Consider the following 20,302-nt stretch of genomic DNA (forward strand, 5'->3'; position numbering starts at 1 on the left):
ACACCCTACCTTCTATTAGCAGACCAAGGTGCTGTTGGCTTACCGCTGTGAAACTTAAAGTCCTCATCGGGGCTAGAGATAAGATCAGCTTCAACATTGCCAAAGAACTCAACGCGCTCAGTGATATCAAATTCGCTAATATCTTGTGCGAGTGTTAAGTAATCTTGGTAATGACGCGCTTCAGAGCGTAGCAATGAGATATAAAAATCACCTAGACGCTTATCCACATGTGGTGCTAATTTTGCGAAGCGCTCACAAGAGCGAGCTTCAATATAGGCACCTATGATTAGTTTATCGACTAAAGCGTCAGGCTCGTAACTTTTTACATGACGCAGCATACCTTTTGCGTAACGACATGGAGTAATACTGTGATACTCGACACCATACTCATACATGATCTCGAGTACTTGATAAAAATGATGTAACTCTTCTTTGATAAGCATCACCATTTTGTCTATCAAATGTTGCCCGTAAGGTGTATTTGACTTCGGGATCATTGATTTGGTGAGCTTGTTCTTGTCTGCTAGTTCACGCCAGTTACCCTGTCGCTTGTATATCAGTGTCTCGAAGGGTTTAAGCCATTCGAGTAGCGCATCACCGCTTTCTTTATCCACTGCATACTTTCGAATCAAAAACATAGCTGACTGAGCTGCCTTCAACTCACACACTAGGTGGTCTATGAGCACCACTGATAGGTTGTCTTGCTTTGTTGCCTCAGTAATCCACTCATCAGGCGTTGATGCTTGCAGAAACGAATTAATTGGCTTTAGTAACTCATCCATCTTAAGCCTCCTTAGCTGTTAATTTATGGCCTAGGGGAAAATCACCATTGAAAGCACTTATAAATAGATTCGTTGTACAACCATTTAGTAACTTGCACACATAAGTCGTTAGCTCACACACTAGGTGGTCTATGAGCACCACTGATAGGTTGTCTTGCTTTGTTGCCTCAGTAATCCACTCATCAGGCGTTGATGCTTGCAGAAACGAATTAATTGGCTTTAGTAACTCATCCATCTTAAGCCTCCTTAGCTGTTAATTTATGGCCTAGGGGAAAATCACCATTGAAAGCACTTATAAATAGATTCGTTGTACAACCATTTAGTAACTTGCACACATAAGTCGTTAGCTCACAAATTAAGTGATCGATTAAGATTACTGATAAGTTCTCTTTTTTAATTGCCTGCTCCACCCACTGCTGTGGGGTTGTACACACTAAAAAGTTATTGATCGGCTCTAAAAGTTGGCTATGTGGCACGTTGACTGCTCATTACTAAATAAATTTGATATGCCATTATTTTAACACGAAATTTTGTTTGGGATAAATCAAAGCCCTAACCTGTGCAAAAATGTTAATAGTGAGTTAACTTGACTTTGCAAAATAAGTGAACCATAACTGTACATAGACTGTATAAAAATAAACCAACCAAAACAGTAATACGTTCCTTTTATGGAGTAAGCACTATGATACTAAATCATCTCTGGGGCATTTATGCTCACCCACTTGAAGAATGGCAAACAATAGATAATCGCCATGAAAGTTTAACCTATAGTTTGTCGCATATTTTACTGATTGCTTTGTTTCCTTCAATAATGGGTTATTACTCATCTGTTTATTTAGGATGGAGTATAGGCGCAGGCAATCCTGTATTTTTAACACACGATAGTGCGCTATTAATTGCAGTTGCAATGTATTTTGCTTTAATAGCGGGTGTTTTTGCATTGGCGTATTTGGCTCATTGGATGGCCGTTACATTTGGCTCTAAGCCTACATTTACACAAACACTTGAACTTGCAGCTTATACTGCAACACCTGTGTTTATGTCGGCGCTTGCCGCCTTTTGGCCTGTACTTTGGTTTGTAGTGTGTATTGGAATTATTGCACTAGCTTACTCGGTCTACTTACTTTATACCGGCGTACCAATACTTATGCATATTCCACAAGAGCGTGGCTTTATTTATGCCAGCTCGGTTGTAACGTGTGGATTAATATTACTAGTTATTATTTTAGCTGTAACAGCTATGCTTTGGACAAATGGGATTGTTAGTCCAATGTTTACTTAATAAAGTTTAGCTAATAAAGAGTCGTGTTTGATAGAAATGTTCCCTTTCTTTCCTTCGCAAAAAAGGAGCTAATTAGCTCCTTTTTTTATGTAACGACTTTTTATTAACTAATTATTAATCAGCTTCGTTTTCGTCTTGGTTGTGAATCTCTAAACTTGAAGACATCGCACTTTCGCGGGTGCTTTTTGCTGAATCGTTACGTAGCTCATCAATACGGTTTAAATAGTTTTGATCAATATCGCCTGTAATATATTGCCCATCAAATACTGAGGTTTCGAACTTAGTAATTTCAGGATTTTCTTGGCTAACCGCAGCTATTAAATCTTTTAACGATTGAAAGATTAAACCGTCAGAGCCAATACTTGCATTAATATCTTCAACTTCACGTCCGTGAGCAATAAGCTCTGCTGCTGAAGGCATATCAATACCGTACACATTAGGGAAGCGTATTTCAGGCGCTGCGGATGCAAAGTAAACATTTTTAGCACCAGACTCTCGAGCCATTTCAACAATTTGTGCTGATGTTGTACCACGAACAATTGAGTCATCAACCAATAATACGTTTTTACCTTTAAACTCGCGATCAATTGCATTTAGCTTTTGACGCACTGATTTTTTACGCATCTCTTGGCCAGGCATGATAAATGTACGACCGATATAACGGTTTTTAACAAAACCTTGACGATACGGTAAATCAAGCACACGTGCAATTTCCAGTGCTACATCGCATGAAGTTTCTGGGATTGGGATAACTACATCAATGTCTTTATCAGCCCATTCGCGTGCAATTTTTTCACCTAGTTTTGTGCCCATGTTTACGCGTGTTGCGTACACAGACATACGGTCTATTGTTGAATCAGGTCGAGCAAAATAAACAAATTCAAAAATACACGGCGAGTAAGATGCTTTATCTGCACAACTAAGTGAATGAAATTCACCTTCTTCTGTAACATATATAGCTTCACCAGGGGCAACGTCACGTACAAACTCAAAGCCGTCCGGTTTTAACGCAACGCTTTCTGAGGCGAACATGTACTCAGTGCCTTTTGCAGTCTCACGTTTGCCAAATACAAGTGGGCGGATACCATTAGGGTCGCGAAAAGCAACAATACCGTGACCAATAATCATAGCAATTGTTGCATAACCACCGCTTACTTTATTATTTACCTCGGTTACCGCAGTAAATATATCTTCAGGGTCTAAATGCAACTTATCAGATTTACTTAGTTCATGTGCCATGATGTTGAGTAAGATTTCTGAATCAGATGTTGTATTTACATGACGACGTGCTTCTGAGAATAACTGCTCTTTTAAAGCTTCTGCATTAGTAAGGTTGCCATTATGGGCAAGTGCTATACCAAACGGTGAGTTAACATAAAAAGGCTGTGCTTCAGATGAGCTTGAAGACCCTGCTGTAGGATAGCGCACATGGCCAAGACCAATCGTACCTTGTAGTCGTTTCATATGACGAGTGTGAAAGGCATCTTTCACTAAGCCATTTGCTTTGCGTAAGCTGAACGTATTATTCTCAATGGTAATTATACCCGCGGCATCTTGACCACGGTGCTGCAAAACAGTTAAGCCATCATAAATCGCCTGATTGACAGGGGATGTTCCGACTATTCCAACGATACCACACATGTAATTTATCCTCGCCGATTAACGGTTTACTGAATTTAAAAAGCTCGAGTTGTTTTCTAGGTATGAAAAGAACCATTCAACAACAAAGCCAAATTCTGGAATCAAAATAGAATTGCCCCACCAGTGCGTATTGGGTGCACCAGTAAAAGCATCAAGAAAGAAGAGTAACGCGCTCACGACCAACACGCCTCGTAGAGCACCAAACACTATGCCAAAGACACGGTCGGTACCCGATAAACCAGTACGATGTACAAGTTCACCTAAAATGTAGTTTAGTAAACCGCCTAACAGTAGCGTCGCAAAGAATAATATGGCTATGGCCGCCGCATTTCTTAAAAGGGGTTCAGAAATGGTTGTTAGGAAGGAAGCTAAATATTGGTAAAATAAGCTAGAGATGATAAAGGCGCCAGCCCATACCGCTAATGACATTGCTTCTTTTACAAAGCCGCGTATTAAACCGATGATGGTAGACAATACAATGATGCCAATAATGGCGTAATCAACCCAGATCATAAGAACCAATTAGTCGCTAATTTGGGGCGCATTCTATACCCAAACATCGTTAGTATGCAAGTTTAAACGGGAGATTACTGGGTTGTAGTTAATACAAAAAATTAACATTCTAGTCTAGGTATTGTGAGATAAAGATAATGATAAAAAAAATATAAATAAATAAAAAAAGGCTTGTTATACAAGCCTTTTTAAAATTATTTTGTTACTTCGTACTGCGTAACTTTACCATTTAATTTAGTAAGCTCTTTGAGCTGGGGGAGCTGCTTTTGTAATTCACTTTTATCAAGCGAAGGACCAACAAATACTTTGGTTAGTGTCCCATTTGGGGTTTTAATCGGTTTAGTAAACGTTTTAAACCCTTCAGCCTTTAATTTAGCCTGTAATGCTTTAACGTTTGCAACATGTGAAAAACTACCTAATTGAATAACATAGGCCATACTCGTTAGGTTTTCATCACTTTTACGTGGTGCAATTGGCTCTGGCTTAGCTTGAACAGGCGCTTTTGTAATTGGTGTAGCTTTGGGCTCTATAGTTGCTTCAACAACTTTATCTTCCACAGCGTAATCACTCTCATCCATCGCGCTTTGCTGCTCAAAAGCTTCATCGTCAGCTTGAATGTCTTCAATTTCATCTTGCTTTAGTGGCTCAGCATTAGCCATATTTTCATCAATTGACTCTTGAAGATCGATTGTTTTGAACTCAGGGCGGTCTGGGATCGCTTTAAAGCCTTCTTTATAATGCACTTTTTCGCCATCGAGTATATTAGGGATAAACACAATTGCTGCGATCACCACTATACTTGTTCCGACTAAGCGATTAATAAAACTTGAGTTCACCGACATCCTCTCTATTTTTTAAAGTAATTAATAGCGCCAGCAACTGTAAAAAATGAACCAAATATAATCAACATAGTATCACTTTGTTGTTCTGGTAAAATTACATTCAGTGCTTGTGCCACACTATCATAGCTATTAATAGTATTATGATGAGACAATTCGTGCAGTGCATTTTGTAAATTACTTGCAGTGTCGCCTCGCGGGCCACTTAAGCTCGCTAATGACCACTCATCGACCAAGTGACTTACTTCTTTAAATACACCCGCTTTATCTTTATCAGCAAGCATAGCGGCTAATGCATGAATTTTAAAGCCTTTATCTTTATAGCTTGATAACTTATTGGCTAAATAACGCGCCGACTCAGGGTTGTGTGCTACGTCGGTAAAGACTAAAGGCTCAATACTTAACTGTTGAAAGCGCCCTTCGACAACTAAATTAGCTAAACAACTTCGTATAATTGATTCACTAGGTAATAAGTTTAAAACACTTAGCGTAGTTAATGCGGTAGCTGCATTTTGACACGGTATTGCAGGCTTATCTATTTCAAGATTATGTTCTTTATATTGCCAATTAAAGCTCTCAGCATTTTCTTTAAAAATAAAGTCACTGCCCGACAGCGTCATGTTGGCATTAATTTCTTTGCCGTAATCAGTCATTGTGTGAGGAATATTTAAATCCCCTATAATAGCGGGCGTATTTTCACGAAAAATACCGGCTTTATCATAAGCCACTAACTCACGGGTATCACCTAAGTACTCTTTATGGTCTAAGTCTATAGTGGTGATCACGCTTGCAAAGGGAGTGACTATATTTGTGGCGTCAAAGCGCCCACCTAAACCAACCTCTAGTAATACATAATCGACGTTACAGCGTTTAAAAATTGCCAACGCCCCCAAAGTACCATATTCAAAATAAGTCAGAGCAGTGTCTTTACGGCCTTGCTCAAGCTGGTGAAAAGCATCTATATGAAATTGGTCTGCCAATTCTTCCCCATTAACTCGTACACGCTCGTTATAACGAATTAAATGTGGAGATGCGTAAGTACCCACACTGAAACCTTGCGCTAGCAATAGCGACTCTAAGCAGCGTGCTGTGGTGCCCTTACCGTTTGTACCGGCAATAAGAATAATTTTACTTGGAGTGTTTAACAGGCCAATATTGTTAGCAACATTAGCAACTCGTTCTAAGCCCATAGCAATGTTAGCTGGGTGAACACTTTCTAAATAAAAAAGCCAATCATCAAGGCTTGATGATTGGCTAGGAATTTTTTTTGTCATAGCGTGTAATCAGTAAAGCTGAAATTTACGCTACTCTATGCTCTTGTTCCGTAGAAGGCAAGTTCATAAATTTAGCTAAAATGCGTGCAAGGGTATCGCGCATTTCACGGCGGTCAATAATCATGTCAATTGCACCGTGTTCAAGCAAAAATTCACTACGCTGAAAGCCTTCAGGTAATGTTTCGCGAACTGTTTGCTCAATAACACGAGGACCCGCAAAGCCAATTAACGCTTTAGGTTCTGCAACGTTAATATCGCCCAGCATAGCAAGTGATGCAGATACACCACCCATAGTTGGGTCAGTCATGACTGAAATAAACGGAAGACCTTTTTCAGTCATTTTTGCAAGTGCAGCACTTGTTTTAGCCATTTGCATAAGCGACATAAGCGCTTCTTGCATGCGTGCACCGCCTGATGCAGAAAAACAAATAAGCGGCATGTTATGCTCTAAACATTGATCAACAGCATCAACAAAGCGAGCGCCAACAACAGAAGCCATTGAGCCACCCATAAATGAGAACTCAAATGCTACTGCTGCAACTGGAATGCCTTTTAATCGGCCTTTCATAGCTACAAGTGCATCTTTTTCACCACTTGCTTTTTGGGCTGCACTGATACGATCAGAGTATTTTTTAGAATCTTTAAACTTAAGAATGTCTTTAGGCTCATGTTGTGTGCCAAGCTCTTGACGGTCACCTTCATCTAAAAAGTGCTCCAGGCGCTTACGGCCACTAACACGCATGTGGTGGTCACACTTAGGACATACGTTTAATGACTTTTCTAATTCAGCTTTATATAAAATTGAATCACACGATGTGCACTTAGCCCAAACACCTTCTGGGATTTCTTTACGACCTGATGATTTTGTCGTTTTAGGTAAGATTTTTTCTAGCCAACTCATTTGCAACTCTCTTAATGCTGTTCTGTGTCGCGAGCCTGCCAATAGCAATTAGCAGACAAATTTTTTCAATTAAAACATGAATTACACTAACGCGGTATAAAAAACTGGTCTTAGTAGTTAAAAGTGTTCATAAAAAGTACTAACGACAACCATAACTAAATTTCAGCGTCAGGTAAAAACAATGGACCTAAAGGCATTTTAGGAATATTAAACTCTTCAGGATAATCGACATCAACTAAGTATAAACCTGCAGCTTTAGCTGTAGCACTTGCTTTAGCACGCTCTTTACAATCAAGTAATTCTTTCAACCAAATGGGCTGTTGCTTATGTATGCCAATATCCATCAAGCTCCCCGTTATATTACGTACCATGTGATGTAAGAACGCATTCGCCTTAATATCAATAATAACGTAACACCCTTGGCGCTGTACCGATAAATGATGAATAGTGCGAGTCGGTGTATTTGCTTGACAATGGATCGCTCGAAAAGATGTAAAATCGTGTGTCCCGATCAAATACTGACAGGCTTCCTGCATTTTAACTTCATCTAATGGGTGATGAAAATGCGTAACCCCTTCGCTTAACACCGCTCCTCGAAAAGGAGAGTTATAAATAATATAGCGGTATCGGCGAGCTGTTGCACTAAAACGAGCATGAAAATCGACAGCAACTGGTTGTGCAAAGCGAATAGCAATATCTTTAGGCAATAGGGTATTCATACCCATTGTAAATGCGACCATGTCACGCGAAGCTTCAGTTTCAAAATGTATTATTTGACCTGTACCGTGCACACCCGCATCAGTTCGCCCCGCACATACTACTTCAACTGGGTGATTACAAATACGCGACAATGCCTTTTCTACTTCTTGTTGTACGCTATTTACATGTGATTGACGTTGCCACCCACTATAGCGTACGCCGTTGTATTCAACTCCAAGTGCTACTCGCATAATTACTGCTTTACCTACTGTGCTAATGAACACGGCATTTTATGCTATCTCTCGACGCAATAAAAGGAGGTGTGCGGTAATACCCTTTTTATTAAAAACATGATCATTTTAATGAATCAAATAACTTAATAATTACGATGTAAATTATTCCTTTATAACAATTACATACAATAAAATTCGCTTCATTAATGCGTTGCTTTTCCTTGTTATAATTAAACTAACATCCATAAAAAAACCCTTAATTAGAATAACCAATTAAGGGTTTTTTTAACAATTTGTTATTTTAGTTTCGCTTTTAAACTAAGTGCCTCTTCTTGAACTTCTTCTGGGCCTTTGTTGATGACATCCTCAATGACCTTGAGCGCAGAATCAAAATCATCAATTTCAATATAAGCACGCGCTAAATCTAGTTTAGCTGAGTAGCCACCACTTTCAGCATCAACATCGGTTGGGTTATCACCAGCAAGTAATGCATCAAACTCACTCAAACCGACATCCATATTAACGTCGGTGTAAGGTTCGTGTTCAAGTTCAGCCTCTTCACTTTCTTCTAATAATGAATCTATATCTACAAATTCATCATTATCAAGTTGCTCAATATCACTACTTTCAACAAGTGGCTCTTTTGTAGTTAATGAGTCATCTTCCTCTAAGTCTTCTTTTAGCAAGCTGTCAAAGTCGACATCAAATTCACTGCTATCCTCAGCACTTAATTCTTCAGGCTCCGCTAACTCACTAAGTAATGAATCAAAATCAGTTTGCGTCAAATTTGACATAAACTCTTCATCAAGTTCATCGTCAGAGCTAATATCAGTGCTACCTGCTTCATCTGAGTTTGTTAACTGTGCTTCGCGCTCTGCATTTGTTTGCTCTTGCTGCTCGTCTGATAACTCATCAGTTAGCGCTTGCTCTAAAATATCTTCGTCAAACTCAACATCTAAGTCAGAAAAATCGTCTTCAATTAAAATTTCATCATCAAAATCGTCTTCTAAACTATCTAAATCAGTATTTTCAGAAAGCGCATTTGATAAGTCCTGCTCAGCTTGGCTGGAAGCGACTCCCTGCGCCTCACCGTCTAAATCATCACCTTGTAATTCTTCGGGGGTAAATGGCAACTCACTTTCTAGTGTTTCTTGAACTTCATCAAGGTTAAGAGGTTTGGTATCCTCTTCTATACTAACTGGTTCAACAGAATCAATTCCGTCATTAATTTCTTGCAGTAAATCATCATCAAACGACTCGTCTTCAACCTTAGCTTCTGATTCAGAGAAGTCATTATCAATTAATAGTTCATCATCAAAATCATCTTCTAAGCTATCTAAGTTAGCATTTTCAGAAAGCGCATTTGCGAGATCTTTCTCTGTTTGACTAAGTGATACTGCATTTTCTTCACTCGGTGCATTTTCTTTAGGTTCTTGCGGCTCAAACGAAGGTTCATTCTCCAATAATGAATGATCATCATCTAATTCAAGTTCAGGATATTCATCTAACTCTTCACTTGGCGTTATAAGATCGCTATCAAGCTGCTCTTCAACTTTTGTAAGATCTGAGTCATCGTCGCCCGCTAACGGATCGTCACCAAGATCTACTTCTATTTCTTCAAGATCGTCGTCAAGCTCATCTAAAGACCAATCTGGTGTTTCTATATAGTCATCATCCGTCGCTTGTTGTAGCTCATTTAAAAGCTCATCAACGCTCTTTAAAGTATCATCTGTATATTCTTCAAGCGCATCTTCTGGATCAAGAAGCGACTCTGATGTATCTGAAAAATCATCAACCGTTACATCTATAAGTTCAGGTTCTTCTTTTAGCTCAGGTTCTTCTACAAGCTCAGGTTCTTCTACAAGCTCAGGTTCTTCTACAAGCTCAGGTTCTTCTACAAGCTCAGGTTCTTCTACAAGCTCAGGTTCTTCTACAAGCTCAGGTTCTTCTTCAAGCTCAGGCTCATCGTAAAGCGCAGGCTCTTCTTCAAGCTCAGGCTCTTCTTCAAGCTCAGGCTCTTCTTCAAGCTCAGGCTCTTCTTCAAGCGCAGGCTCATCGTAAAGCTCAGGCTCATCGTAAAGCTCAGGCTCTTCTATAAGCTCAGGCTCTTCTTCAAGCTCGGGTTCTTCTACAAGCTCTGGTTCTTCTTCAAGTTCAGGTTCTTCTTCAAGCTCAGGCTCATCGTAAAGCGCAGGCTCTTCTTCAAGCTCAGGCTCTTCTTCAAGCTCAGGCTCTTCTTCAAGCTCAGGCTCTTCTTCAAGCGCAGGCTCTTCTACAAGCTCAGGCTCATCGTAAAGCTCAGGCTCTTCTATAAGCTCAGGCTCTTCTTCAAGCTCAGGTTCTTCTATAAGCTCGGGCTCTTCATTTAATGATGAAGCAAGCGACTCAATATCATCAACATTTAACTCTTCTTGAGCATCTGCTAAATCCTCAACTGAGTCTGCCAATGCATTATCAATTTCTGAATCTCTTACATCTGAATTTTTTACTTCATCATCAATTAGGTTATCTATGTCGTCTAAATCAAAGTCATCGCTTTGTTCAACTAATGAATCATTTGCAGTATCAACCGCAGTCTCATCAATTAAGCTATCTATGTCGTCTAAATCAAAGTCGTCACTTTCCTCAACTAATGAATCATTTGCAGTATCAACTGCTGCCTCATCAATTAAGCTATCTATGTCGTCTAAATCAAAGTCGTCACTTTCCTCAACTAAAGAATCATTTGCAGTATCAACTGCAGCCTCATCAATTAAGCTATCTATGTCGTCTAAATCAAAGTCATCACTTTCCTCAACTAATGAATCATTTGCAGTATCAACTGCTGCTTCATCAATTAAGCTATCTATGTCGTCTAAATCAAAGTCGTCACTTTCCTCAACTAATGAGTCATCTGCAGTATCAACTGCTGCTTCATCAATTAAGCTATCTATGTCGTCTAAATCAAAGTCTTCACTTTCCTCAACTAATGAGTCATCTGCAGTATCGACTGCAGCCTCATCAATTAAGCTATCTATGTCGTCTAAATCAAAGTCGTCGCTTTCTTCTAGAAGTTCATCTTCGTCGAGTAACTCTGCATCAAGTGAGTCATCTACCACATCACTTTTTGGGTCATTCGCCTCATCAATTAAGCTATCTATATCGTCTAAATCAAAATCGTCGCTTGTATCAAGTTCAGCTGAAGTGTTATTTGAGGTATCTAATTCTGTTGATGTTTGATCTAATAATTCATCTATATCAAAATTATCTTCATCTGCAAGCTCTTCACTTAAAGCCGCCATTTCATCATGAGATTCTAAGCTGTCATCCTCTAAAGCTTCGCTTGTTTGCGGTGCATCAAATTCAGGTAGACTATCGTCTTCATCAAACAAGCTATCTAAATCGTCATTAGTTAGGATTTCATCATTGTTAATTGAGTCATCAGATAAGTCTAAATCTATATCTTCAGCGTTTTCATCTGAAGGTTGATCAAACCCTTGCTGCATAAAAATATCGAGCTCATCATCGTCATCGGTATTTTCATCATCAAAAACAATGTCATCGCTTAGCAAGCTTTCGAGCTCATCCTGATCAAGTAAATTTTCGTCGCCAGAAAAATCATCTAAGCCGTCGTCTAAATCATCATTAGGCAACATATCACTTTCGAGACTATCATCTAATTGAACACTCAAGTCATCTAAAGGGTCAGGTACAATTGGATCGTCATTTAAGCTTGGGCCTAAATCATCATCGCCAGTATAGGTTGGGGTTTGTGGTAAAAAGTCATCATCGTTTTGCGGCTCTTCTTGATTACTTGCTCGTTTGCGTAAAAACATAACGATTGCAAAAATAATCAGTAATCCAGGAATAAACATTAACAAGCCCAGTACTATGGGGTTTGAAAATAATGAGCCAAAATCAAATGACTCTTTTGGTATTCCTTCTTGTTTTTTTTGTTGGGCAATAATCTCGTTTTGTTTAACAATGAGTTCTTTTAACTGATTTTGAATTTCGCTGTCTTGTCCTAATTGCAAACGTAAGTTTTCGAGCTCTTTTGATATTCCTGATAACTGTTTTTTAAGATTATTATTTTCAACTAAAATCTCTTCTACATTACTAACTGAGCTTTTAAACTGTTGTTGTAACTCAACAAGCTTAGTTCCTTGCTCTGTTTTTATTTCATTTAATTCTTTCTGTATCTCTTTTTTAGCATCGTCTACATCAATTTTACGCGCTTGAGTTACTTTTGTTTGCGCTGAGTTAATTTCGCTTTGTGTAAGCGTGCCATTTTTTTTCTTTTCCCATAATGCATCATCTTGCTCAGAGCGTTGCTTTGCGAGCTGCGTATTTACAGCTTTTATTTCGGCTAAGGTAGGGATTTTTAAATAGGCACCATTTTGAATGTGGTTAAGATTTTGTTCTAAAAATGAATCGGGATTTTTGTTATACAAAGCCTGCATAACTTGATAAATACTGACAGAATTGTCTGGGCGCACTTTAGCTGCTATACGCCAAAGCGTATCAGTTGGTTTAATTGGCCCAATTGATCGCCCTTGCGCACCATAGTCAACGCCTTTAGGCCCCTTTAATTGGGTACTGTCCTGAGAGTAAACTGGCGTTACTATCAATGCAGACGCTAATATAATAAGTGTAGCTAAACCGCGCATGCTGATCCTTTAATATTTAAATATTAATAAAACACCTAAAACTTAAGTGCATAAATATTGTTTATTATTGCTATTATCAGCCAAATGACTGACTCGCATTTATTATTACAATCTATTTTTATTGCAAGCTCTATTCCAATTACAAACTATAAACCAGTTAGAGCGTAATATCCATCGCAACACCTTGAAAATAAATGCCTTAAAACATCTTTATAAATATTAATTTATTGAGTGTTATCAATCAGTTTTTGTATTTTTAAAATTAAACGGCAAAAATTTGACAAGCTATATAAACAAAAAGCGGCAAACAATTACTGTTTACCGCTTCAAAGGCATGTTTAGCGCAATTAACTATTACATGTAATTGGCAATAAGCTCTTCTGCAATTTGAATGCTATTAGTCGCAGCACCTTTACGGGTGTTGTCACTTACAACCCACATGTTTAATCCATGAGGATGAGAAATATCAGCACGTAATCGACCTATATACACTGTATCGTTACCACTAGCGTCAGACACTGCTGTTGGGTAGTCACCTTCATCATCAATTAGCTCGACACCAGGCGCGTCTTTTAAAAGTTGTTTAACGTGTTCAAAGTCATAAGGCATGCGCGTTTCAATATTAATTGACTCTGAGTGCCCAAAAAATACGGGAACACGTACACACGTTGGGTTCACTGCAATAGTGGTATCACCCAAAATTTTATGAGTCTCGTTTACCATTTTCATTTCTTCGCGCGTATAGCCATTATCTTCAAAGCTATCAATTTGAGGAATAACGTTAAATGCAATTTGCTTTGGAAATACTTTATTATCCATAGGGCGTGCATTCATCAAATTAGCTGTTTGCTTTGCAAGTTCATCAACCGCGTCTTTGCCTGCACCCGATACAGCTTGGTAAGTAGATACGTTAATACGGTCTATTCCGTAAGCATCATAAATTGGTTTAAGTGCTAACATCATCTGAATAGTTGAACAGTTAGGGTTAGCAATAATATTACGATTTCTAAAATCAGCTAGGCTTGAAGCATTAACTTCTGGCACCACGAGTGGGATTTCAAAATCATTTCTAAAGTGCGATGTATTATCGATTACAATACAGCCGGCTTCAGCAGCAATAGGAGCATATTTTTCAGATACACTGCCACCAGCAGAAAACAAACCTATATGCGCTTGGCTAAAATCAAAGCCTTCAACGTCAAGTACTTCAATGGTCTCACCACGAAACTTTATATCTTCACCTGCGCTGCGGCTGCTAGCAAGTAAAAAAAGCTGATCAACAGGAAACTTACGATCTGCTAGCGTTTCAATGATTTGACGGCCTACTAAACCAGTAGCGCCAAGTACGGCAACGTTATATTTTTGCGACATATTTCTTCCTCTATAAACGACATTAAAACAACATCGTTAGTTAAATAATTATTCAGCTATGCTAAAGCCAAGCTGGCTAAGTGCTGCTAGTTGTGAGCTATCACCTTGTAGAAATAAGGTGCTAAATTCTCGCCTTATTGGATAGTTTTTACGTAAACTATCGAAGCCGTCGCTCTCTAGGCGGCGAAGTAAAATTCCGTCATCGCGGCGAACGTCATAAATTAAATGCACTAAACCAGCAATATCTTGCTCATTAAGGCTTTGCGTAACAGTTGCATTTGTAACGGCTGGTGTTGGTAAAAAATCATCCAACGATTTAATCGCCTCAACACCTTTGAGCTGACACAGTTTTTGATACAACATTTGTGTACCACGAGCTTTTCCCTCAAGTGTATGCCCTGCAATGTGCACACTAGCGTAACGAACATGCTCTAGTAATTCAGTTAAAATATTGGGTTCTTTCTCCCATACATCAAGTACTAAATCTAAATCAGCCCCAGCTTCCATTACCTCAAGTAATGCTTGGTTATCAATTACATCGCCACGGCTTGCATTAATTAGCGTGGTTCCTGGCTTAAGTGCTTTTAAACGCTCTTTACCCATCATGTGCAGTGTTTTATGCTCGCCACTTTTAACAAGTGGAACGTGAAAAGTAACAACATCTGACTGCGCTAATAACTCATCAAGCGCTACATGCTCTTGTAATAAGCCTTGTTCGTGCTTAATCGGATCGCACAGCAGTACAACTACGTTTAATGCTTTTAATTTTTGCGCCAAACATGTACCAATGTTGCCCATCCCTACAATACCAATTGTTTGACCACACAATGGACGCGCATTTTCTTGGCTTAATGCAAATAAGCTACTAATTACATATTCAGCTACAGCAACAGCATTACAACCAGGTGCACTTGTAAAAGCAATATTTCTATCATGCAGTAATTGCGTATCAATATGGTCAATGCCGATTGTGGCAGTACCTACAAAGCTCAACTTGTTAGCTTGTACCAAAAGTTCATGATTAACATTTGTCACCGAACGAGTAAGAAGAACATCTACATCTATTAATTGTTCAGGCGTTAATTTACGACCATCAAAACGCTCAACCTCACCAAAGTCTGCAAAGTACTGCTCAACTAAAGGCATATTTTGATCGGCAAGAATTTTCATTACAGAGTCCGTTTGGCAATTAAGAGGCGCCATTGTAGCGAACAACCTAGCCTTTACACAAACTAAAAAGGCGCATTTTAGTTAATACAAAGACTCAAAAATGGGGATGTGGATTGTTTTAAATCAGCAATTAAAATTAGGAATTTAAACGATGCAAATAATAACCTTACTATTGAATACACAAAGGCCGAATCACAGCATGATTCGGCCTTTATTATGCAAAATAAACTTCAATTACATTTACTTGATTTTAGTTTATAGCTCAAAATCTTTTTTGAATTTCAAACCAAATTCACTTCGATCATTACTGCGCATTACGCCAACAAAACCTGATTGTTGTAGACGACCAACATCGTAAACTTCGTTTAGAACGTTTTCACCATACAGTGTAACTTCCATATCGCCATATGGATTAGTGTAGGAAATATTAAAACCAACTAGTTCACGAGAGTCAATGGTCTCACTTTGGTTATAAACTGATTGCCCTTGCATTTCGCTTCGGTACGAATAATTAGCATTAAACGCAAGTGTTGCGCCGCTCTCTAAATCCATAAAGTAAGAAGGTGCAACCATGACAGTCCAGCGTGGTGTAAGTGCTGGTGAATCGCCTTTACCTATACCTTGTACACCCTCAGCCACTTCTGTTATTTCAGAATCTAAATAACCAACTGCACTGCGAATAGTAAAATCATCAGTAATAGCGACGGTTGTTTCAAGCTCAATACCTTGTGCTTTAGACTGACCCGCATTTTCTACAATTGTTACGAAACCGCCACCTGCTGTTGGGTCTGAAAACGGTAATGCTAAATCAGTGTAATCAGTCACAAATACCGCAAGCATCATAGATACATTTTCGTGTACTTGGCCTTTTAGACCCATTTCGTAGTTAATCGCTTTCGTTTCGTCAAATGATACAAACTGGTCTGGTCCACCAAATGGGCGCGGTGGAAAACCGCCTGTTTGGTAGCCTTTTTGAATCTGGCCATACACATTCATATTATTGCTAAGCTGATAAGATGCATTTACATCCCAGGTAACTGCATCAAAATCTGCACTTACATACTTACGAGTAGGAAATGATGGGAATATAGCATTTGCATCTTTTTCATCTTTTGAATAACGAAGGCCACCACCTACCGTTAAATCGTCAGTTAAATCGTAGCTTGCATTAAAGTAGGCTGCGTAAGAATTAGTTTCTTGGTTAATTTCAAAATCGCCGTAACCACCAAATGATTCTGTTACTCCGTCATTCAATAAGCCATTGGGTGTATTAAATGGGCTGAATACAAATGGGCCTGAACGTGTAAAGCCATCTTCATTAAAAAAGTAAAGGCCTGACACAAAGTCCATATTATCAAATGTGGCATTTAGTTGAATTTCAAACGAGTACTGATCAGCTCCGCCCTCTTCTGGAAACTCAGACAAGTTTAAAGGTGATGCATCGTCATCTAGGCCACCTTCATACTCAGATGTACGGTAGCTTGAAATAAACTTAGTAGTATAAGTATCGTTAATTGCCCAATCAGCCGAGAACGATGTGCCCCAACCTGAGTAAGAAGTTGATTCAATACCTGCAACGGTTGTACCTAAATCATCAGGGTCTGATGGAATTAAATCTTGAGTCAATAATGGGAAGTCGCCATTAAACACATCGTTTGCATCTAGCGGGTCAGTTAATTCAATTGTGTAAGGCGATTGACCTGACTCGTTATCAACTCCATCTAAAGCAAAAGTGAATGCTAAATCGCTGTTCGCTTGCCATTTAAGGGCTACACGACCACTAAATTCTTCTTCCTCACCAATTTCTTTCTCTGGATTTGCTAAATTAACAGCTTCACCAACACCATCACGTGTTTTGTAAGATGCACTCGCAGACATGCTTAGTTCATCGTTTAGTGAGTTATTAAAATAAACATCACCAGCAATACGTCCACGACTTCCCAGCTTAGCTGAAGTAGTTACAATACCTTCATCACCAGGTTGCTTTGTAATTACATTTACAGCGCCACCTAGTGTATTACGACCATATAAAGTACCTTGTGGGCCACGAAGCACTTCAACACGCTCAACATTAGGTAATGATAAATTAGAACCCATTTGACGACCTAAATAAACGCCATCTAAGTATACGCCTACACCTGGATCAGTAGTTATTATGTGATCTTGCAGACCAATACCACGAATAAATACAGACGCATGTGCTGCATTACCAACACCGTAACGGGTGATGTTTAAGTTTGGAACATATTTGCCAATATCTTCAAGATTACTCATATTGGCTTTATCAATTAGGTTCGCCCCAATTGATGTGATAGCGGTTGGAGATTCAAATAAGCTCTCTGTACGTTTACGAGCTGTGACTTCGATTTTTTCAAACGCGTCTTGTTTTGCTGTTGTTTTAGCTTCTTCAGCATTTACTGAGGTAGATAGTGCAGCGACAATTGCTAGGCTTAACTGTGAGAGTGTGCGTAGTTTCAAAATATTCTCCAAAGGATACCGTGTGATTTTTGTTATGCTTTTATATTGATAATATAAATTTTAGGCATAAAAAAAGACGCTAAATAGCATCTTTCCTCTGGACAGGTATTATATGACATTATTGTGAATAAATGTATAAAATTATTTAAATAAATTCATAGAAAATGACAGTAATTTAAGCATTGTTAGCTTTAGATGAATTATCATAAATAAACCCCTCTAATATTTACCTCACTAATGAACTGTTTTAAAACAAAAAATCTCATAAATACTATTTTAAAGAGCGCATAAAACATACTCATACATGTACTTTAGTGTATAAAAAAAGAGCTAAAACACATTCAGGTATCATTGAAATTAACTAAAAATAAGAATATAGTGCTAAAATGTAGTCTATGGATAGAATATTATGAATATTGAAAATACAGCCAATAAAAGCCCCACATGCTTCACCAGCCCAAATTACACATCACTTTTTTGTGTTGCAGCTGACTTCAACGTCCTACTTGTTAATTATCAAGCTTTAAACGTCATTATCAACCATGAACTTATAAATCAGTTTATGCTAAAAAACGGTCATCAAGGCCTCGTTATTTTTGACGTGCCCAAAGACGGTGATGTTTTGGCATTAAAAGAGTGGCCTAATTTAAAAGGTTTGTTTTATGAAGGCACTGACGAAGTACTACTGCAGCAAGGATTAGAAGCAATAGAACAAGGGAAACTTTGGTTTCCACGTGCGGTAACTGATGGTTGGATGAGACAAATGCTAGCGAGTGAACAACAAACTGCGCTGCAATCAAATAACTTAACCTGCAAAGAAATGAAAGTATTAAACTTGTTATTTTCTGGCTTACATTCAAGCGCAATTGCAGACACTTTATTTATCAGTGAAGCTACAGTTCGTGTACATTTACACAAGGTGTATCAAAAAATCGCTGTAAAAAACAAGCAACAGGCATTACTTTGGTGTAAGAAAAACTTAAGTAAGATCAATAGTTAAAAACCGATTAAGCAAACTTGATAATAGCCATTGTAATTACCAGCAACATTCGTTCTAACTCCTTAACCAAAGAACGTAAAAAGAAAATTTAGTTATAATATTCCCGCCACTTTAAAAAAGCCTTATTAACTAGATTTAAAATTTATTCTAATAAAATCATACTATTCTGCTTTTAATACATACATAAAATATATATGTTACAAAATTAAAAAGCCGTTACTAAATTTATTTTTATTAACTTCCTAAATTTATTAGATAAAAAACACTATCACTTCTATAATCCTATTGAAATCAACATCTAAATAACAAATAGGAAATACATATGAAAAAGCTATCTGTAGCAGTAGCTGTATGTGCTGTACTTGCATCTAGCTATGCAAGCGCTGAAGTACGTATTAATGGTTTTGCATCTATTGTGGGTGGTAAAAGCCTAGACAGTGATCAAACCTTATACGGATATGACGACGATATCTCATTTAAAAATGAGAGTAAGTTCGCTTTACAACTATCTGCTGATCTTCAAGAGAAACTGACGGCTACGGCTCAAATTATTGCGCGTGGAGAGGACGACTTTGACGCCACGTTCGAATGGGCATATGTTACTTATGAATACAGCGATGAACTGCAATTTAGCGCTGGTAAAATGCGTGTCCCTTTCTATAAATACTCAGATTTTTTGGATGTTGGCTATGCTTATCGCTGGGTACGCCCACCTCGCTCAGTGTACGGTATCCCATTTTCGACTTATGAAGGCTTGAGTGTTGTTTACAACAATCAATTAGGAGATTGGGACTCTACTTTGCAAGGGTTTTACGGCGCTTTTGATGGCGATATAGATGTATTTGGAGATAGCTTACCTGCTGAGTTAAATAATTTAGGCGGTATAAACTGGAGCCTATCATACGACTGGTTCAGTGCACGAGCTGCATATATTGTGGCCGACACTAGCATTTCTATTGATAGCAGTGACTCAAGTAACTTAAGTGCCTTAAATGGAATTATTGATGTACTCAATACTAACGGTTTAACCAGTACAGTAAATGATCTGATTACTGACGAAGATGAAACAACTTTTGTTGGTATTGGCTTCTCTATTGACTATGATAACTTCTTATTTGATGCTGAATATACACAGTTTGAAGTAGAGGGAAGTATTTTGGCTGAACAATCACAATACTATGCCTCTGCGGGTTATCGTATAGATGATGTTATTGTTCACTTCACCTATGAAAAAAATGATGATAAGCATGATTCGTCACGTTTTAATACTCTTGAATCAATTCCTTTATTAAATACTACTGTGAACTTTGCCCTCGAGAGCATGCGTGCAGAGAGTAACGTATACACAATTGGCGCACGTTATGACTTCCACCCTTCAGCTGCATTTAAAATTGACTTCAGTCGATTTGATGATGACATCACTGACACTGAAACGGATATAGTCGCCGTTGGTGTTGATTTAGTATTTTAATT

15 protein-coding genes and 1 pseudogene are annotated in these 20,302 nt (G+C 38.4%); 3 read left to right on the top strand and 13 right to left on the bottom strand.

Features of this window, described 5'->3' with window-relative positions:
* Nucleotides 1-5: 5 nt before the first annotated feature.
* The 3 genes and pseudogenes from miaE (I6E69_RS04290) to miaE (I6E69_RS04300) form a co-directional block, all read right to left on the bottom strand.
* A complete protein-coding gene (gene miaE / locus I6E69_RS04290; RefSeq protein WP_197120717.1) occupies nucleotides 6-782 on the bottom strand; it encodes a tRNA isopentenyl-2-thiomethyl-A-37 hydroxylase MiaE in 777 nt (258 codons plus the stop codon).
* Between the two features lies 1 nt (nucleotide 783).
* The gene (miaE, locus tag I6E69_RS04295; RefSeq protein WP_197120718.1) at nucleotides 784-1,017 is read right to left on the bottom strand and encodes a tRNA isopentenyl-2-thiomethyl-A-37 hydroxylase MiaE; all 234 of its coding nucleotides are present in this window, start codon (nucleotides 1,015-1,017) and stop codon (nucleotides 784-786) included.
* 112 nt (nucleotides 1,018-1,129) lie between these two features.
* Nucleotides 1,130-1,258, bottom strand: a pseudogene (miaE, locus tag I6E69_RS04300) (tRNA isopentenyl-2-thiomethyl-A-37 hydroxylase MiaE); the annotation flags it as partial.
* A gap of 206 nt (nucleotides 1,259-1,464) precedes the next feature.
* Between miaE (I6E69_RS04300) and I6E69_RS04305 the strand changes: the two are divergent.
* Nucleotides 1,465-2,064, top strand: coding sequence for a Yip1 family protein (locus I6E69_RS04305; RefSeq protein ID WP_193226651.1), 600 nt, complete (start codon nucleotides 1,465-1,467; stop codon nucleotides 2,062-2,064).
* A 114-nt stretch (nucleotides 2,065-2,178) separates the two neighbouring features.
* On the opposite strand, the gene purF is transcribed toward I6E69_RS04305, so the two are convergent.
* The 10 genes from purF to I6E69_RS04355 all read right to left on the bottom strand — a co-directional run bounded on the left by purF (nucleotide 2,179) and on the right by I6E69_RS04355 (nucleotide 17,829).
* The gene (purF, locus tag I6E69_RS04310; protein ID WP_024596369.1) at nucleotides 2,179-3,705 is read right to left on the bottom strand and encodes an amidophosphoribosyltransferase; all 1,527 of its coding nucleotides are present in this window, start codon (nucleotides 3,703-3,705) and stop codon (nucleotides 2,179-2,181) included.
* 18 nt (nucleotides 3,706-3,723) lie between these two features.
* Nucleotides 3,724-4,218: a CvpA family protein gene (locus tag I6E69_RS04315; RefSeq protein WP_002958356.1), complete on the bottom strand. Its 495-nt coding sequence runs from the start codon at nucleotides 4,216-4,218 to the stop codon at nucleotides 3,724-3,726.
* Nucleotides 4,219-4,412: 194 nt separating this feature from the next.
* Nucleotides 4,413-5,054 carry an SPOR domain-containing protein gene (locus I6E69_RS04320; protein WP_002958357.1) on the bottom strand — a complete coding sequence of 214 codons (642 nt, stop codon included), beginning with the start codon at nucleotides 5,052-5,054 and terminating at the stop codon, nucleotides 4,413-4,415.
* Nucleotides 5,055-5,065: 11 nt separating this feature from the next.
* Nucleotides 5,066-6,331 carry a bifunctional tetrahydrofolate synthase/dihydrofolate synthase gene (folC, locus tag I6E69_RS04325; RefSeq protein ID WP_197120719.1) on the bottom strand — a complete coding sequence of 422 codons (1,266 nt, stop codon included), beginning with the start codon at nucleotides 6,329-6,331 and terminating at the stop codon, nucleotides 5,066-5,068.
* Nucleotides 6,332-6,356: 25 nt separating this feature from the next.
* Nucleotides 6,357-7,232, bottom strand: coding sequence for an acetyl-CoA carboxylase, carboxyltransferase subunit beta (accD, locus tag I6E69_RS04330; RefSeq protein WP_007376856.1), 876 nt, complete (start codon nucleotides 7,230-7,232; stop codon nucleotides 6,357-6,359).
* Between the two features lie 155 nt (nucleotides 7,233-7,387).
* Nucleotides 7,388-8,182, bottom strand: a complete 795-nt coding sequence (gene truA, locus I6E69_RS04335) for a tRNA pseudouridine(38-40) synthase TruA (RefSeq protein ID WP_002958360.1) — start codon at nucleotides 8,180-8,182, stop codon at nucleotides 7,388-7,390.
* Nucleotides 8,183-8,460: 278 nt separating this feature from the next.
* On the bottom strand, nucleotides 8,461-12,810 hold the full coding sequence (locus I6E69_RS04340; protein WP_197120720.1) for a FimV/HubP family polar landmark protein: 4,350 nt from the start codon (nucleotides 12,808-12,810) through the stop codon (nucleotides 8,461-8,463).
* A gap of 354 nt (nucleotides 12,811-13,164) precedes the next feature.
* The gene (locus tag I6E69_RS04345; RefSeq protein ID WP_024594855.1) at nucleotides 13,165-14,181 is read right to left on the bottom strand and encodes an aspartate-semialdehyde dehydrogenase; all 1,017 of its coding nucleotides are present in this window, start codon (nucleotides 14,179-14,181) and stop codon (nucleotides 13,165-13,167) included.
* Nucleotides 14,182-14,229: 48 nt separating this feature from the next.
* On the bottom strand, nucleotides 14,230-15,351 hold the full coding sequence (locus I6E69_RS04350) for a 4-phosphoerythronate dehydrogenase (RefSeq protein WP_197120721.1): 1,122 nt from the start codon (nucleotides 15,349-15,351) through the stop codon (nucleotides 14,230-14,232).
* A gap of 255 nt (nucleotides 15,352-15,606) precedes the next feature.
* The gene (locus I6E69_RS04355) at nucleotides 15,607-17,829 is read right to left on the bottom strand and encodes a TonB-dependent receptor (protein WP_149602317.1); all 2,223 of its coding nucleotides are present in this window, start codon (nucleotides 17,827-17,829) and stop codon (nucleotides 15,607-15,609) included.
* Between the two features lie 409 nt (nucleotides 17,830-18,238).
* On the opposite strand from I6E69_RS04355, the gene I6E69_RS04360 reads away from it, so the two are divergent.
* A complete protein-coding gene (locus I6E69_RS04360; protein WP_033022035.1) occupies nucleotides 18,239-18,829 on the top strand; it encodes a LuxR C-terminal-related transcriptional regulator in 591 nt (196 codons plus the stop codon).
* Nucleotides 18,830-19,151: 322 nt separating this feature from the next.
* The gene (locus I6E69_RS04365; protein WP_039484471.1) at nucleotides 19,152-20,300 is read left to right on the top strand and encodes a porin; all 1,149 of its coding nucleotides are present in this window, start codon (nucleotides 19,152-19,154) and stop codon (nucleotides 20,298-20,300) included.
* The last annotated feature ends 2 nt before the right edge of the window (nucleotides 20,301-20,302 follow it).

The organism is Pseudoalteromonas sp. NZS100, assembly GCF_015864815.1.
GTDB lineage: Bacteria > Pseudomonadota > Gammaproteobacteria > Enterobacterales > Alteromonadaceae > Pseudoalteromonas > Pseudoalteromonas distincta.

What these genes read in the sequence shown, in the direction of transcription:
- I6E69_RS04360 (WP_033022035.1), top strand. Translation starts at nt 18,239, where the DNA reads ATGAATATTGAAAATACAGCCAATAAAAGCCCCACATGCTTCACCAGC.
- I6E69_RS04345 (WP_024594855.1), bottom strand. Translation starts at nt 14,181, where the DNA reads ATGTCGCAAAAATATAACGTTGCCGTACTTGGCGCTACTGGTTTAGTA.
- miaE (WP_197120718.1), bottom strand. Translation starts at nt 1,017, where the DNA reads ATGGATGAGTTACTAAAGCCAATTAATTCGTTTCTGCAAGCATCAACG.
- I6E69_RS04305 (WP_193226651.1), top strand. Translation starts at nt 1,465, where the DNA reads ATGATACTAAATCATCTCTGGGGCATTTATGCTCACCCACTTGAAGAA.
- I6E69_RS04340 (WP_197120720.1), bottom strand. Translation starts at nt 12,810, where the DNA reads ATGCGCGGTTTAGCTACACTTATTATATTAGCGTCTGCATTGATAGTA.
- miaE (WP_197120717.1), bottom strand. Translation starts at nt 782, where the DNA reads ATGGATGAGTTACTAAAGCCAATTAATTCGTTTCTGCAAGCATCAACG.
- truA (WP_002958360.1), bottom strand. Translation starts at nt 8,182, where the DNA reads ATGCGAGTAGCACTTGGAGTTGAATACAACGGCGTACGCTATAGTGGG.
- I6E69_RS04350 (WP_197120721.1), bottom strand. Translation starts at nt 15,351, where the DNA reads ATGAAAATTCTTGCCGATCAAAATATGCCTTTAGTTGAGCAGTACTTT.
- purF (WP_024596369.1), bottom strand. Translation starts at nt 3,705, where the DNA reads ATGTGTGGTATCGTTGGAATAGTCGGAACATCCCCTGTCAATCAGGCG.
- I6E69_RS04315 (WP_002958356.1), bottom strand. Translation starts at nt 4,218, where the DNA reads ATGATCTGGGTTGATTACGCCATTATTGGCATCATTGTATTGTCTACC.
- accD (WP_007376856.1), bottom strand. Translation starts at nt 7,232, where the DNA reads ATGAGTTGGCTAGAAAAAATCTTACCTAAAACGACAAAATCATCAGGT.
- folC (WP_197120719.1), bottom strand. Translation starts at nt 6,331, where the DNA reads ATGACAAAAAAAATTCCTAGCCAATCATCAAGCCTTGATGATTGGCTT.
- I6E69_RS04365 (WP_039484471.1), top strand. Translation starts at nt 19,152, where the DNA reads ATGAAAAAGCTATCTGTAGCAGTAGCTGTATGTGCTGTACTTGCATCT.